This window comes from Actinomadura rugatobispora (assembly GCF_055379765.1).
On the sequence record NZ_AP029191.1, the window covers coordinates 9,339,276 to 9,353,113 of the forward strand.

Below are 13,838 nucleotides of genomic sequence, written 5' to 3' on the forward strand. Positions count from 1 at the left end.
GATCACTGCCGCAGGGGCGAGCCGGATCCGGGTCCGCAGGGTTCTCAACCGAATGGTCGTGCATGACGGCGTTCGGCCGGATGGTCCGTACCGGCGGCGGGGCTTCCGGGAAGGCGCGGTCGCCGTACGGTCGAGGCTCCGAGCCGGGGACGACACGTGCTGACCGATGAGAAAGGTGATCGGCATGTGCCGACTCTTCGGCATGAGCACTGGAGGCACCAGGGCCAGGGCCGCCCATTGGCTGATGGACGCGCCGCGCAGCCTGCGCGCGCAAAGTCATCGGATGCCGCACGGCGCGGGCCTCGGCTGGTTCTCGCTCGGGCATGAACCGGTGCGTGACCGTGCCCCGCTCGCCGCGTTCGAGAATCCGGATTTCGCCCTGCACGCCCGCAATGTCGTCTCGCAGACCTTCGTCTCGCACGTGCGCGACGCCTCGGTCGGCGGCCTCACCGTGCACAACTGCCATCCGTTCGTGATGAACGACCGGCTCTTCGCCCACAACGGGGTGATCCAGGAGTGGTCCACGCTCCGGTCGTGGCTGACGGAGATCGACCGCGCCCTTGTGGCGGGGGAGACCGACTCGGAGTTGATGTTCGCCTACCTGACCGCCGAGATCCGCCGCCAGGGCGACACCACGCGGGGGATCGTCGAGGCGCTGGGCCGGATCGGCGCCGAGCTGCCGGTGTTCTCGCTCAACTTCCTCATGGCGGAGGCCGGGCGCATGTGGGCGGCCCGGTATCCGGAGTCGAACGAGTTGTGGGTGCTTTCGCCCCGCGATGGCGGTCTCAGCGGCGTCGAGCCGGGGCAGGCCGGGAGCGGCGGGGTCGCCGCGGACAGGCCTGTGCCGGCCGTTGTGATCGCCAGCGAGCCGATGGACGACCACGCCGGGTGGCGGCCTCTGGCGCCGGGCGAGTTGCTGGTCGTCGACGGCCTGGAGGAGACCTCGCTGTTCCCGTTCCCGCCACTGCGCCGTCCGCTGACACGCGCGGACCTGTCGCTGCGCGAGGCCGCCTCGCAGGGGGTCGCGCCGCTGTCCGGTGCGGAGGACGCGACAGGACGGCAGGTGACGGAGCTGGTGGCGGCGTCGTGCGGGCCGGAGGCGCCCACCGAAATCGGAGAGGAGTTCGCGGGCGCCGTGGAGGAGGTTCCGGCGGATCTGCAGGCCTGAGGAGCGACGGGATGCCGCCGCCCGTCATGGACGGAGCGGAGCTGTTTGTGGTGGGCAGGTGGCGCCGGTCGTTATGGGCGTAGTGGGCCGTCTGTCTCGGACGGGTGACGTGACCGGCTGTGGAGGGGGCGTTTCCGATCACGGGCGGGGTGGCGTCGACCGGCCCTGAAGGGCGCTGCTCTGGATGGGTGCGTTGCTCGTCATCGAGGGGGTGGCGCCGTCTGTCAGGGGCAGGGTGGAGTGCGGCCCTGTTCGCGCCGGAATCTCACCATGAGGGCTGGGTCGCGGGTCGCGCGTAAGCCGATCTGGCCACTCTCAGCGCCTGCTCCGAGGTATCGGCCCTCTGAGGCTGCACCGTCCGGCCTGTGCTGGGGCTTGTACCTGGGCCGTCTTCGCGCGTTCGGGCGCGGCTCGGCCGCCGTGGGTATGGCCGCTTCTGGACGGTGGGTGGTGGACGGTGCCGGGCAGGCCTGTTCCGGCCGCGGGACGAGGTTCCGTGCGGGCTGGATAGCTGAGAATTTGCTGTGGATTTAGACGATGATGACCGTTTGGGGCTTCTGAGGCTCCTGGGGCCCGCGGACGCCCCGAACGCGGGCCTCGAAGGGCCCGGGGGCGGGCCGTGGCCTGGGGTTCGTGGGTGTGGAGTGCGTGTTGGGCCTGGTAACGACACGCCGTTCGCCATGGAAAAGTCCACCAGTGGCCGGTCTTGTGTCGTTTCGCGCGGCATTGCGGGCAGATTTTCGGGGATTGTGTACGTTGGGTAGATCAACAGTGCTGTGAGCTGCGGAAATGATCTCGGCGATCCCGGTCCCGTGATCCCAGCGCCTCAGCTCACGCGTCGAGTCAGGAGGTACTCGTGGCCCGCACTCTGGCGAGGGGCACCCGTGTGACGGGTGCCGAGCGCACCCGGCTGGCGGCGGAGCTCGCCCCCCGGTACGCGGCAGGAGAAAGCATTCGTGACCTGGCCGCGGAAACCGGCCGGTCCTACGGATTCATCTACAACGTGCTCAAGGAAGCCGGCGTTCCGCTGCGCGGCCGTGGTGGCAACACCCGGCGCAGGAAGGCCTGACGTAGCGTCCCCCCAGGCTCCCAGGGGGGACGCGGCCGTCGCGGAAGGCGGCGGACACGCTTGGAAGAGGTGCCGGTGCCGGACCTCTCGCAGGGGGCGGTGCCCGGACGGCGGGCACCTGGAACGAGGCGGCCATGGCGCCGGTGGGGGTTCGTGCGGCCTGAGGCCGCAGGAAGAGACGCGCCTCCAGGCCCGGCTCAGGGGGCCGATACCTCGGAGCGGGCGCTGAGCGTGGCCAGATCGGCCGCCGCGCGGCCCGCGGCCCAGCCCTCATGGTTGGAGACCGAGCGGGCGCGCCCCTTGGTGAGATTGGGGAACAAGGTCGCGACGACATCGTCGACGGCCCGGTCGCGCGCGGCCAGGACCGGGAGGAGATCGTCGCCTCCGGTGTCGGCGGCGGCCCGGCCGGCGGCCTCGCGGAGCCGTTCCCCGATGCGGGAGGCGTAGGCGTTGAGGAAGGCGTGCCGGAACGAGCGCGTCCGGGACCTGCCCGCCGCGTCGCGTCGCGGCCCGGCGTGGACCATCGCGGTCGTCGCCTGTACGAGCAGCGACGTGAAGAGCATCTCGACCGCCGTGAGATCGGCGGGAAAGCCCAGGACCGTGGAGAAGCCCAGTTCGCGATGCCAGACCGCCCGGCAGCGGTTCGCGTCGGCGACCACGGTGAGCAGCGCCGCCTTGGGACCGTCGTACGGCGTGTCGACGGGGACGCGGCGCCCGGCGGGTTCGGCGGGGCCGCCGGCTTCGGCGTCCAGCAGCGCCTGATCGATGCTGTGCCGGGCCATGAGCTCCTGTGCCCGCGCGCTGAGCGCCTCGGCTTCTTCGGGGAACTCGGTCGACTCGGCCTTGGCCAGCAGTGCCCGCACCTTGCCGAGCATGCGCTTGTTCACCTCGACGGTACGGGGGCGCGAGGCTTGGGCGCCCGCCGTTCCGGGACGGGGTCCGATCGTCGCCAGCCGGGGCAGCGCCAGGAGGAGTTCGAGGAGTTCGAAGGCGCACTCGACGAGGGTCTCCGGATCGGCGTTCTCGGCCTCGCACCAGGCCGCGGCGTGGTCGCCGTCCCACCAGATCCGGGCGTCGATCTCGGCGAGCTGGTCGCGCCAGCGGTCGTCGACGGTCGTGGCGGCGTAGCCGCGCATCTCGGCGGCGATGACGTCCAGCGCGAGGCTCTGGTGCAGGTCGCCGACCCCGCGCGCGATGTACCGGGAGAGGTCGGCGGGCTGCCAGCCGCGCTCCCACGCGGTGGTGACGCCTCGCTGGAGCCGTTTCATGAGCGCCCTGGTCGTACGGGGGTCGGCCGCCAGCGCGGCGAGGTGCTCCTCGGAGGGCCCCGCCCCCTGTGAACGCAGGCGCAGGGCCTCCGCTATGAGTTCTTCTGGGGCAGGAGAGGACGGAGGGGGAGGGTAGGCCGACTTCTTGCCGAAGCCGTTCCACCATCGGGACGCCCCCACAGGTCCCTCCCTTCGCGAAGCCTCCCGGCATCCTGCCACGCCCGGCCCCGGCCGGTGGCCGAGACCTCCTCCAGATCGGGAGTTTCTGGACGCAGAGCCCGAAGCCTGAGAAATGGTACGAGGTCAGCGGGCCTCGTGCGGCGGCACGGGCCCGGTTGCCTGCGAGCGGCTCAGATCGCGCCAGCAGGGCAGTGCCGTCATGGGCCGGGAAGTGTCCCGGGTTGGACGAGCCCTGCCCTGAAGGGAACGGAGGATGGCCTCAGCTCGGGTCTCCGCCGTGGAGTTCCTCGACGACCACGCTCTGGTAGGCCCGGGTGGTGTCGGGAACGTAGGTGAGCCGGGCCAGCGCCCGGCCGTCCTGGTCCCGGATCTCGAAGTGGTAGCCCTCTTCGGCGGCGGCCTCCCCGATGTGCGCGACGGCCTGGTCGTGGCGGAGGCGGCACATCGTGTCGACCTTCTCGAGCGCGACCTTGAGGCTTCCGGCATCGCTGATGAGCCGGGCGGGATCGCCCGTCTCCCAGATCTCGAACATGGTCGCGTCCTGTCGGCGATAGGGATGGGTTCGGGCCGGATAAGGGATTCGCGGGGCTTTCCGGGTGTGAGGGATAGCTTGCGCCGGTTTGATGGATCTTTCAATCAGCGCAGATATCGGATTGATCACTATTCGGAGTCGGCCACGCTCGTAGCGTTATGCCTTGTGGGCTGGCCCTTCCGGGGGCGGTCGGCGGCGGATAGGGTCACGTGCGGTAACCGAATGTCGTTCGGAAAGGGGCCGGTGGTGGAGTATCGCGTCGTCTCGATCGTCCGCGATCACGCCAGGGAGCGAGGCGGAGCTCCCGCCGTGACCGGGGACGGCCGGACGGTAACGTACGCCGAACTCGACGCGCGGTCCAGCAGGGCCGCCCAGGGGCTGCGCGCCGCCGGGCTCGGCGCGGGCTCGCGGGTCGGGTACGTGGGCAAGAACGCGCCCGAGTTCTTCGACCTCCTCTTCGGCGCCGCCAAGCTCGGGGCGGTCCTGGCCCCGGTGAACTGGCGCCTCACCGCCGAGGAGATCGCCGCGATCATCGCCGACAGCGGGGCGGCGGTGACCGTGGTGGACGCCGAGTTCGCCGCCCTGGCGTCCCGGCTCCCCGGCCGGGCCGTCGTCACCGGCGAGGCGTACGAGGAGTGGCTGGCCGCCCGCCCCGCCTCGGATCCCGGCCACACCGGCACGCCGGACGACGTCGTCGTGCAGCTCTACACCTCCGGGACGACCGGCGTTCCCAAGGGCGTGCAGCTCACCAACGCCAACTTCGCGATCGGCGAGCGGATGGCGCGGCGCTGGCGGCTGGACGGCTCCTCGGTGAGCCTGGTCCCGATGCCGCTGTTCCACATCGGCGGGACCGGGTGGGCGCTGGCCGGGCTGTACGCGGGCTGCCGCCAGGTGCTGGTGCGCGACCTCGACCCGGCCGCGCTGGTGGACACCGTCGAACGGGAGCGCGTCACCAACGCCTTCATCGTGCCGGCCGTGCTGCAGTTCATGTGCCAGGTCCCGGACGCCGGCGGCCGCGACTACTCGGCGCTGCGGGCCATCACCTACGGCGCGTCGCCGATCACCTCGGAGGTGCTGCGGCGCGCGCTGGAGACCTTCCGGGCCCCGCTGTTCCAGCTGTACGGGATGACCGAGACCACCGGCGCGATCGTGCAGCTCGAGCCGGAGGACCACGATCCGGACGGGCCGCGGCGGCACCTGATGCGGTCGGCGGGCCGCCCGTACGACTGGGTGGAGCTGAAGATCGTCGACCCGGCGACCGGCGCCGAGCGGGCGCCCGGGGAACCGGGGGAGCTGCTGGTCCGCTCGTCCCAGAACACCCCCGGCTACTGGAACCGGCCCGCGGAGACCGCCGCGCTGCTCGCCGGGGACGGCTGGCTGCGCACCGGCGACGCCGGCCACCTCGACGCCGAGGGCTACCTCTTCCTCACCGACCGGATCAAGGACATGATCGTCACCGGGGCGGAGAACGTGTACCCGATCGAGGTGGAGGAGGTCCTGGCGTCCCACCCGGACATCGTGGACGTCGCGGTCATCGGCGTGCCGGACGAACGCTGGGGCGAGACGGTGAAGGCGGTGGTCGTGCCGAGGCCGGGCGCCTCGCCGGCGGAGGAGGAGATCCTGCGCTACGCCAGGGAACGCCTCGCCGGCTTCAAACGGCCCCGCTCGGTGGACTTCGTCGAGGCCCTGCCGCGCAACCCCAGCGGGAAGATCCTCAAGCGGGAACTGCGCGCGCCCTACTGGGAGGGCATGGGGCGCACGATCGCCTGACACGTTCCTTGCCGCGGCCCAGGGGCAGGACGACTGAGTGAGGGGTGTGAGGGGTGTCGGAGGAACGAGTGGGTGAGCCCGAGGCGGCGGCGCCGTTCCGTCTCGCTGGGCAGGGGCTCGTTCTGAGGCCGTGGAGAGAGGACGACCTCGTCCACATGGTGGAGCTGTTCGACGACCCCGACATCGCCCACCGGACGCCCATCGCGTCCCCGTTCGACCTGGGCGCCGCGAGGAACTACCTGGAGCGCGCGCAACGGTCGTTCGCATCGGGTCTGCGCATCCACCTGGCAATCACCGCCGGGGACGACCGACCCCTGGGGGAGGCCCTCCTCGACCGGGGCGCGGCCACCATCGGCTATGGGATCGGCAGTGCGCACCGGGGGCAGCGCCTGGCGGTGCGCGCCGTCCAGGTCCTGACCGACTACGCCCACGGGGAACTCGGCCTGGCGCGCGTCTATCTGGAGATCGAGCCCGACAACCATCCGAGCAGCCGTGTCGCGCGTGCGGCCGGGTTCCGCCTGACCGACAGGGCGCCCGCGCCTGTGAGGGACAAGGGGAGGGACTACACGCTCCTCACATGGGTCCACGACGCCGAGGCTTCGTAGAGGCGCAGCCCCCTCGGCGCATGAGACCTCCGAGTCCTTCCAGGCGTTCCTCTTATCCGGGTTCGGTGGTGACGTGGAGGTCGGCGGCGTCCGGGTCGGTGAAGGCGAGGAGTGTTTCGGCCTCGGCGCTCAGTTCCTTCAGGGCGGCGCGCGGCAAGGGGGCGAAGGGGCGGAGGCGCAGCGTCGCGGTCTTGCGCTTGCGCTCGGTCTCCCAGGTGCCTGCCGCGAAGCCGTCCCAGAGGAAGGTCGCGCGCACGCGCAGGTTCTTGGTCGTGAGGCCGGGACGGTGCTCGTCGGAGATGACCCTCCGGCGGTCTGAGTGGGCCAGGACGAGGCTGTCGAACTCTGGAAGGAACCGGGCCGGGGCGGGCGTGGCCTCGTCCGGCCTGGGGGCGTCCGGGAGGTCGAACAGCTCGCGGCCGCGTTCGTCGGAGAAGACGCGCAGCCGTGGCCTTAGGCGGTCCAGAACCCCGCTGAGCGCGGGCAGACCGGACCAGGCCTGCGCGTCGGCTGCCGAAGCGGGCCCGAACGCCGCCAGGTAGCGGACGACGAGGTTGTCCAGGGCGGAGGGCGAGTCGGGGGACGGCGCCTCCCCGAGCCACGTTTCCGCCAGGGTGAACGCCGCGTTGCGCGGAAACCCCCAGCGGTCCTGGGTCGGCACCATCACCAGGGGGAGGCACATGCGCACCGCGAAGCCGAGAGCGCGCTCGTTGACTTCAGGGAACTCGGCCTGGAGAAGAGAGCGCATCTCGTTGAAGGTGCGGGGAGACTCCTGGAGCAGGCCGCGGGCGACCGGAAGAACCTGTTCTACGTTCAGTCCCTTGGCGCGAGGGCCGAGCACCTTGAGGCCCGCGTCCAGAACGGGCTGGAGCGGCGAGCGGAGTGACAGGTAGTCCGGGGCCGCCATCAGGTGCAGGGTGCCCCGCATCATCGTGGCCCGTGCCACCTTGCGCTCGTCCAGGGCCGTGTGGAGGTCCTCGGCTTGAAAACCCTTGATGCGGGTCCACAACCCCAGGAACGGGGGCTTGGGCTCCTGCGCCTGGAGACCGCACAATCGCGCCGTGCTTTCGGCGACGGAAGTCTCCTCGCGCGCCAGGAGCATCTGCCGCGCCAGCGTCGCCCGATTGATCGCCCGCAGCGTCAGGGTCTCGGTCATCGTCGGCCCACCCTTCCAGAGACCGTCCGCTCGCCTCAGGGGCACCCCCGGCGAAGGAGCCCCCTCGCCTCCGTGACGGCTTGCCTAGAGACGCCCTTGCTTGACGATGCTCTTGCTCAAGGGTGCCCTTGCCTGAGGAGCGTTCCCGCCCAACGGGCACCTTTGTATTAGGAGTGCCCCGCCTCAGGAGCGGCAGCGCCCTCCCTCAGGGCACCACCGCCTGAGGACAGATCTTGCCATGTCGGCGCTGTCGCCTCTGGGGCTGCTGCTCGCTCATGCCTCCGGCACCACCGGGCGCCCCGCGCCCTCCGAGTGCCCGTCATTCGCTCACACTGTCGAGTGAAATCCCCGCTCCGGGGGCCGAGCCGCCCCATGGTGGTGTTGATCTTGAGGATGGCCGGTATTCCGGGTTGAGAGCGTGCCGCCCGGGCTGTCGTCACCATGCGGAGGTGCACGGCGCCACGCTGTGATCATCACCGCGCCGCTGCGTAGCGGTGCCGACGCGCGCTGTCGCGTTCTCCTGGACCGGAAGGAGATTCTAGAAAAATCTCCAGGATCGGGTGGCGGGTCGCAGGAGAGTCCCGTGGGCCCTGTGAGGGTGATGAAACCCTGCCGGTCACGGCCAGGTTACGGCCGCGCGGGCGGGGCAGGGATGGTGGTCGGGAGGGGGCTGCGAGGCGGCGAAAATGGCCGATCCCCCGTCTCCTGCACGTGCATCGGCCCTTGCACATGCACGCCATTCCTAGCAGGATTGCCCCGGACCCCCGCACGTGAACTCCCCGGAGATCGCGATGAACGCACACTTGAGCGACAGCGACCGACAGGCGCTGCGGCTTGCCCACGACCTCCGCGAAGAGATGCGGCAGGCCCTGCCTCAGCAGGCCGCCGCACCTTCGGTCTCCCCGTTCGTCGACCCCACGGGCCGGCCTAGCGTCCTGATGAGGATGGACGAGGAGACCGCGCGCGCCCTCATGGCGGTGCTGACGGAGCAGCGTGCTCAGGCCCAGCGGTTCCCCGAACCGCGCCGCGCCGACGGCACCCACGTTCCGCCGCCCGCGGAGCCCGCCGCCGCGGTGCCTCCGCAGCGGCATATGCCGCCGCCCACGGCCGCCGACTTCTCCCCGGCTCCCGCGTACACCGGGGCGGCCTCCGCCCCTCTGCTCCCCTCCGCCTTCCCGATTCGCTGACGCGATTCCGGGCCGCGAGTCTCGCCGGTCCGTTCCCGCCTCCCGCGGGAACGGAACAGGACCGGGGCGCGGCCCCGGAGCGGAAGCGGTCCCGCGAGGAGTCGCGGGCCGGGAACGAACGGGCGGAGAACAGGCGAAGCCGGTCACCCGTCCGTGGACCGCGGGCCGGGAAACGGCTTCAGGCAACCTCCTCCTGGGCGGCTCGGGACGGCCTCACGTGCGTGGTCGGGAGGGGGCTTCGACGATGATGCCCAGTGCCTCGGCCAGGAGCGGTGCCAGATCCAGCAGCTGGTCCGGCGAGACGATGGCGCCGCGCAGCGACGAGGGTTCGATGGTGATCCTCAGCTCGGCGCCGCGCAGATCGGCCTGATCCAGCCGCGCTCCCGCGAACGTGGTCGCTTCCAGGCGCGAGCCCGGGAAAGCGGTGCGGGTGAGGGCGGCGCCGCCGAAGTCGACCTCCCGGAGCAGGCAGTCCTCGAACGCCACGTCGGTGAGCTCGGCGTCGCGGAAGTTGATCCCGTCGAGCTTGCATCCCCGGAAGGTCACCCGGTCCAGCCGCGCCCCGGAGAACGGCAGCGCCGCGATCACCGAACCGAGCAGCGCGGCGTCCTGCCACTCGGTCGAGGTCAGGTCCGTGCCCACCAGGCGCAGCTCGTGCGCCCACACGTTGATGAAGCGTGCCCGCCGCAGCCCGCCGCCTTCCAGGGCCGTGCCGGTGAACGCGCAGTCCAGGAAGCGTGAGCCGGGGGCGTTGACGTCCGGCACGCGCACCGCCCCGAAGCGCACCGTGTCGTGATCGCCGTCCGGCTCCCAGGGACCGTCGTGCGGGACGAGCCATTCGGCGAACGGCAGCTCTTCCAGCGTCGACGGCACGGGAGCCCTCGACCTTCCAGGGGTCCTTCTCCGCCCGCCCCGCCTGGACGGGCCCGTCACGCGCGCCCCCAGACGGCCTTCACCGCGTCCACGACCGAGGGCGCCTGGACGCGTCCGGCGCGGGCCGCCGGGGCGCGCCCTTGCGGGTCCAGTGAGTTGCCGCCGAACGCCTCCCGTGCCGCCCGGTCGGGCGTGATCACCGCGACCCGGGCGCCGGCCCGGCGCAGCGCCGCGACCTGGCGGCCGACGCTCGCGACCGGTCCGAAACCCCCGGCGCTGGGCGCCAGGACGACCACGGCGGCGTGCCCCGCGGCCAGATCGGCGTTGGCGGGCGAGCGGACGCCGCCGTCGATGTAGCGGCGGCCCGCGATCGTCACCGGCGGCCAGACGCACGGCACCGCGCAGCTGGCGCCGACGGCGTCCACCAGCCCGGCGCCCGCGTCGCGGTCGAAGACCGTGAACGCGCCCGTGGCCGCGTCCACCGCCGTGATCTTCAAGGGGCGCTCCGGCCACTCCCGGACCGGCAGCCGCGACTCGATCACCGCCCGGCGCTCGGCCTCGGGGACGGTACGGGCGATCAGGGCCAGCCGCCCGATCCGCGCCCCGACCCGCTCAGGAGTCCGCGAACGCAGCGCCGCCCAGGCCCATCGGGCCATGACGGCGCGGCCGACCCGCGCGGGGATCTCGCCATTGGCCCCGGCCAGCTGCACCTGGTAGCGCGCCTCGGGATCGATGCCGGAGGCCACCTGCGCGCCCACGATCGATCCGGCGGAGGTGCCGACCACCAGATCGGCCTCGTGCAGGCCGATCCCGGCTTCGGCCAGCCCGGACAGGATGCCCCATTCCCAGGCGATGCCGGTGATACCGCCGCCGCCCAGCACCAGCGCCCTGCCGCCGTCCTTCGCGCCGGTCATTCGTACGGGTTCCGGGGCTTCTTGATCCGCGTGACCGACTGCCCCTGGAGCTCGTGCACGCCCGAGACGGCCTCGCCGCCCGCCGGGGGACGCCAGGTGCCGACGACCCGTACCCAGGCGTCGGCGGGCGGCCGCTCCAACCCGTGCACCACCACCGGGAACGGCACCGCGTCGCCCGCGCAGCAGGCCATCTTGAGGCGGGTGACCTGCCAGCCGCCGCCCTTGGGACGGGGCGTCACGAACCCGGTCAGCTGCACCGGGACGCCGCGCAGGTACGGCGACTGCCCGGTCTGGGCCTCGTAGGAGCGTCCGATGAACTCGCCCATGGTCATCGGGACCGGCCCGCCCGTGCGCGGCAGTTCTCCGAAGCCCGCCGCGGGCGGTGGCGGGGGCTGCGCCTGGCGGCCGGTGTCGCGGGAGGCGGTGTACGACCCCAGCGCCGGGGGCGCCACGATGAAGATCGCCAGCACGGGCAGGCACATCAGCCACGCGACCCGGGGGCCGCGCCCGCCGTGGTCGTGCCCGCCGTGGTCGTGCCCGTGCCCGTGCCCGTGCCCGTCCTCGTGGTCGTGCCCGTGGGCGTCCTCAGGTTTCTCCCGCCACTCCCGGCGCAGGCCCGCGCCGCCCAGCACGACCATGGCGGCGGCCGCCGCCACGAGCGGCAGGCGGAACCAGGGCTTGACGTAGTTGAGGTACTCGTCGGTCGCCAGCGTGATCCAGAGCACGGCGGCGCCGATCGCGATCAGCAGCAGGTTCTGCGCGGCCTTGGTCACAGCAGCACTCCTCCGGCGATCGCGCTGACCGCCACGGCGAGAACGAAGGTGAGGGGGACGAAGCGCACGGCGAACCGGCGGCCGAAGAAGCCCGCCTGCAGCGCGATCAGCTTGAGGTCGACCATGGGCCCCACGACCAGGAACGCCAGCTTGGCGGTCGGGGAGAACTGGCTGAGGCTGGCCGCCACGAACGCGTCCGCCTCCGAGCAGATCGACATCAGCACCGCCAGCACGGCCAGGACCAGGACGGACAGCCAGGGGATCCCGGCCACGCCGCCGACCCACTCGGAGGGCACGGCCACGTTGATGGTGGCGGCCGCGGCGCCGCCGACGATCAGGAAGCCGCCCGCGTGCATGATGTCGTGCCGCATGGCCTGCCGGAACGCCTCCCAGCGCGCGGCGGCCCCGGTGCCGGAGGGCGGGCGGGACGGGATCCTGATCCACTCGCCCCGGCCGAACAGCAGCCACGCCCAGCCCGCCAGCACCGCCACGATCATGGACGCGGCGAACCGCCCGAGGACCATCTCCGGCGCGTCGGGGAAGGCGACGGCGGTGGCGACCAGCACGATCGGGTTGACGGCGGGCGCGGCCAGCAGGAACGTCAGCGCGGCGGCGGGCGCGACCCCGCGCGCCATCAGGCCGCCCGCGACCGGGACCGAGGCGCACTCGCAGCCGGGCAGCACGGCCCCCATGGCGCCCGCGACCGGTACGGCCGCGCCCGGCCGCCGGGGGAGCACCCGGTTCCAGAAGGAGGCCGGGACGAACGCGGTGATCGCCGCCGACAGGGCCACGCCGAAGACCAGGAAGGGCAGGGCCTGGACGCAGATCGCGACGAAGATCGTGGTCCAGGCGTCCAGCGCGCGGGCGCCGATCAGCGGGGCCGCCCAGAGGCGTCCGGCGACCAGGACGGCGGCCAGGGCGGCGAACCCCCAGGCGGCGCGGGTGCCCGGTGCGACAGGGCGCCGGGCGCCCCAGTCGGCGGGCGGGAGCGTCTCGTCCAGGCCGGCCCGCGGCGGCTTCACCGTTCCTTTGCCCAGGGCGGTCCCCGTGCCCGGGGTGACGTCGTCGGCTCGGAGGTCGGCGGGCTCGGTCATGCGGGTCATCGTGCCACAGCGGCCCCGCCGGAGCGGCCCGGCACGCGCCGGATCCCCTTGCTGCAACGGCATTCCACGACACAGCAGGATGAGCCGGACATAAAAGATCTACCTGGCAAAAGGTAAAGAAAAGTGTGGTTTGGTCTAGACGTGGTAATGGCGCATATACTCGACGCCAGGTCACGGTCAAAGACCACTTGACCTGGCTGAACACAGAGTCGTCGCGTTCCCGCCCGCCAGGCGGGATCTTCTCTCGCCGAGCGGCCTTCCCATGCTAGGCCGTCAACCGGATGGGCCGACGAGCCCCCGGTCGGCAATCTCCCGCTGATCCAGTTCGTGTTGCGCGCGTGCCCGGGAGCCGGTCATGCGCGACCGGACACGAACGCGGTCCGCCCATGCGCGGAATCGCCGGATCACCGATTCGCGGGTCCCTCCGCGCGGCGTCTCGTTCTTTCCCGAGCTCGACTCTCGGGGCCGTTTCCCCTGCCACACGGGATCCCCCTGTTCCGGCGTGAAACGGCTGCCCTGACCGCCGAACAAAGGACTCACATGCAGAAGCGAGCGATCAACGTCGTCATGACCGCCGCCACGGGCACCTGCCTGGCCGGCATGCTGGTGGCCGGAGTGGCCGCCGCCAGCAGCGATGACACCGCTCAGCAGCAGAAGACGCCGTCGCAGCAGGCGATGGTGGCTCGGCAGGACGCCGAGCAGCCCGGCACCCTCGCGGGGAAGGCCGGACAGCCCCAGAACACCCGGCCCCAGACCGGTCAGGCGAAGGCCCAGGAGGCCCGCAAGACCGAGAAGAAGGCCGCCAAGCCGGGCGAGAAGAAGACCAAGGCCCTGCTCACCGGCACGACCACCGCGTCCTACTTCTGGGACGACGGCTCGGGCATCAACGGTGACACCGGCGCCCCCGCCGGCGGCAAGCCGATGCAGAAGGGCCTGTTCGCCAGCCCGAGCTGGCCCATGCACACCAAGGTCAAGGTCAGCGCCAACGGCCGCAGCATCACCGGCTTCGTGGGCGACCGCGGCCCCGGCGAGCCCTCCCACAGGGGCGTGATGCTGGACCTGGACACCTACACCTTCCGTTACCTCCTGGACGGGAAGAAGCCGGCGAGCAAGTACAACGCCGGCAGTGGCGAGGGCCACATCAAGGGCCTCAAGTACGAGGTTCTCAAGTGGGGCGACGGCCCGGGGAAGGGCAAGCCCCAGCCCTTCGGCTCCTGACCCTTCCCATCATCCGATCAAT

Annotated in this window: 13 protein-coding genes; 6 read left to right on the forward strand and 7 right to left on the reverse strand. The window is 71.9% G+C overall.

Annotation, left to right across the window (positions count from 1 at the left end):
* The first annotated feature begins 184 nt into the window (after nt 1-184).
* Nucleotides 185-1,168 (forward strand): class II glutamine amidotransferase, encoded by a 984-nt coding sequence (locus ACZ466_RS42080; RefSeq protein ID WP_464041894.1) that lies wholly within the window; start codon nt 185-187, stop codon nt 1,166-1,168.
* An 856-nt stretch (nt 1,169-2,024) separates the two neighbouring features.
* Nucleotides 2,025-2,237, forward strand: a complete 213-nt coding sequence (locus ACZ466_RS42085; protein WP_344588752.1) for a helix-turn-helix domain-containing protein — start codon at nt 2,025-2,027, stop codon at nt 2,235-2,237.
* Nucleotides 2,238-2,434: 197 nt separating this feature from the next.
* Here the strand turns inward: ACZ466_RS42085 and ACZ466_RS42090 are convergent, their stop codons facing one another.
* On the reverse strand, nt 2,435-3,685 hold the full coding sequence (locus ACZ466_RS42090) for a DUF2786 domain-containing protein (RefSeq protein WP_378291173.1): 1,251 nt from the start codon (nt 3,683-3,685) through the stop codon (nt 2,435-2,437).
* Between the two features lie 259 nt (nt 3,686-3,944).
* Nucleotides 3,945-4,217: a hypothetical protein gene (locus ACZ466_RS42095; protein ID WP_378291170.1), complete on the reverse strand. Its 273-nt coding sequence runs from the start codon at nt 4,215-4,217 to the stop codon at nt 3,945-3,947.
* Between the two features lie 246 nt (nt 4,218-4,463).
* Here ACZ466_RS42095 and ACZ466_RS42100 point away from each other — a divergent pair, with 246 nt between their 5' ends.
* Nucleotides 4,464-5,987 carry a long-chain-fatty-acid--CoA ligase gene (locus ACZ466_RS42100; RefSeq protein WP_464041895.1) on the forward strand — a complete coding sequence of 508 codons (1,524 nt, stop codon included), beginning with the start codon at nt 4,464-4,466 and terminating at the stop codon, nt 5,985-5,987.
* 68 nt (nt 5,988-6,055) lie between these two features.
* Complete coding sequence (locus ACZ466_RS42105; RefSeq protein WP_378291166.1) at nt 6,056-6,592, forward strand: GNAT family N-acetyltransferase; 537 nt, start codon at nt 6,056-6,058, stop codon at nt 6,590-6,592.
* A gap of 52 nt (nt 6,593-6,644) precedes the next feature.
* On the opposite strand, the gene ACZ466_RS42110 is transcribed toward ACZ466_RS42105, so the two are convergent.
* On the reverse strand, nt 6,645-7,748 hold the full coding sequence (locus tag ACZ466_RS42110) for a winged helix DNA-binding domain-containing protein (RefSeq protein ID WP_378291163.1): 1,104 nt from the start codon (nt 7,746-7,748) through the stop codon (nt 6,645-6,647).
* A gap of 791 nt (nt 7,749-8,539) precedes the next feature.
* Here ACZ466_RS42110 and ACZ466_RS42115 point away from each other — a divergent pair.
* A complete protein-coding gene (locus ACZ466_RS42115; protein ID WP_378291161.1) occupies nt 8,540-8,935 on the forward strand; it encodes a hypothetical protein in 396 nt (131 codons plus the stop codon).
* A gap of 213 nt (nt 8,936-9,148) precedes the next feature.
* Here the strand turns inward: ACZ466_RS42115 and ACZ466_RS42120 are convergent, their stop codons facing one another.
* The 4 genes from ACZ466_RS42120 to ACZ466_RS42135 are packed head-to-tail and all read right to left on the reverse strand — an operon-like array spanning nt 9,149 to nt 12,598.
* On the reverse strand, nt 9,149-9,808 hold the full coding sequence (locus ACZ466_RS42120; RefSeq protein ID WP_378291159.1) for a pentapeptide repeat-containing protein: 660 nt from the start codon (nt 9,806-9,808) through the stop codon (nt 9,149-9,151).
* A gap of 56 nt (nt 9,809-9,864) precedes the next feature.
* Complete coding sequence (locus ACZ466_RS42125; protein WP_378291157.1) at nt 9,865-10,722, reverse strand: patatin-like phospholipase family protein; 858 nt, start codon at nt 10,720-10,722, stop codon at nt 9,865-9,867.
* Nucleotides 10,719-11,495 carry a TIGR03943 family putative permease subunit gene (locus ACZ466_RS42130; RefSeq protein ID WP_378291155.1) on the reverse strand — a complete coding sequence of 259 codons (777 nt, stop codon included), beginning with the start codon at nt 11,493-11,495 and terminating at the stop codon, nt 10,719-10,721. Before ACZ466_RS42130 ends, ACZ466_RS42125 begins: the two co-directional genes overlap by 4 nt.
* Nucleotides 11,492-12,598, reverse strand: coding sequence for a permease (locus ACZ466_RS42135; protein WP_378291153.1), 1,107 nt, complete (start codon nt 12,596-12,598; stop codon nt 11,492-11,494). The genes ACZ466_RS42130 and ACZ466_RS42135 overlap by 4 nt, the downstream gene beginning before the upstream one ends.
* 540 nt (nt 12,599-13,138) lie before the next feature.
* Between ACZ466_RS42135 and ACZ466_RS42140 the strand changes: the two genes are divergently transcribed.
* On the forward strand, nt 13,139-13,816 hold the full coding sequence (locus ACZ466_RS42140; RefSeq protein WP_378291151.1) for a hypothetical protein: 678 nt from the start codon (nt 13,139-13,141) through the stop codon (nt 13,814-13,816).
* Nucleotides 13,817-13,838 lie beyond the last annotated feature (22 nt).

What these genes read in the sequence shown, in the direction of transcription:
- ACZ466_RS42080 (WP_464041894.1), top strand. Translation starts at nt 185, where the DNA reads ATGTGCCGACTCTTCGGCATGAGCACTGGAGGCACCAGGGCCAGGGCC.
- ACZ466_RS42095 (WP_378291170.1), bottom strand. Translation starts at nt 4,217, where the DNA reads ATGTTCGAGATCTGGGAGACGGGCGATCCCGCCCGGCTCATCAGCGAT.
- ACZ466_RS42110 (WP_378291163.1), bottom strand. Translation starts at nt 7,748, where the DNA reads ATGACCGAGACCCTGACGCTGCGGGCGATCAATCGGGCGACGCTGGCG.
- ACZ466_RS42115 (WP_378291161.1), top strand. Translation starts at nt 8,540, where the DNA reads ATGAACGCACACTTGAGCGACAGCGACCGACAGGCGCTGCGGCTTGCC.
- ACZ466_RS42125 (WP_378291157.1), bottom strand. Translation starts at nt 10,722, where the DNA reads ATGACCGGCGCGAAGGACGGCGGCAGGGCGCTGGTGCTGGGCGGCGGC.
- ACZ466_RS42135 (WP_378291153.1), bottom strand. Translation starts at nt 12,598, where the DNA reads ATGACCCGCATGACCGAGCCCGCCGACCTCCGAGCCGACGACGTCACC.
- ACZ466_RS42140 (WP_378291151.1), top strand. Translation starts at nt 13,139, where the DNA reads ATGCAGAAGCGAGCGATCAACGTCGTCATGACCGCCGCCACGGGCACC.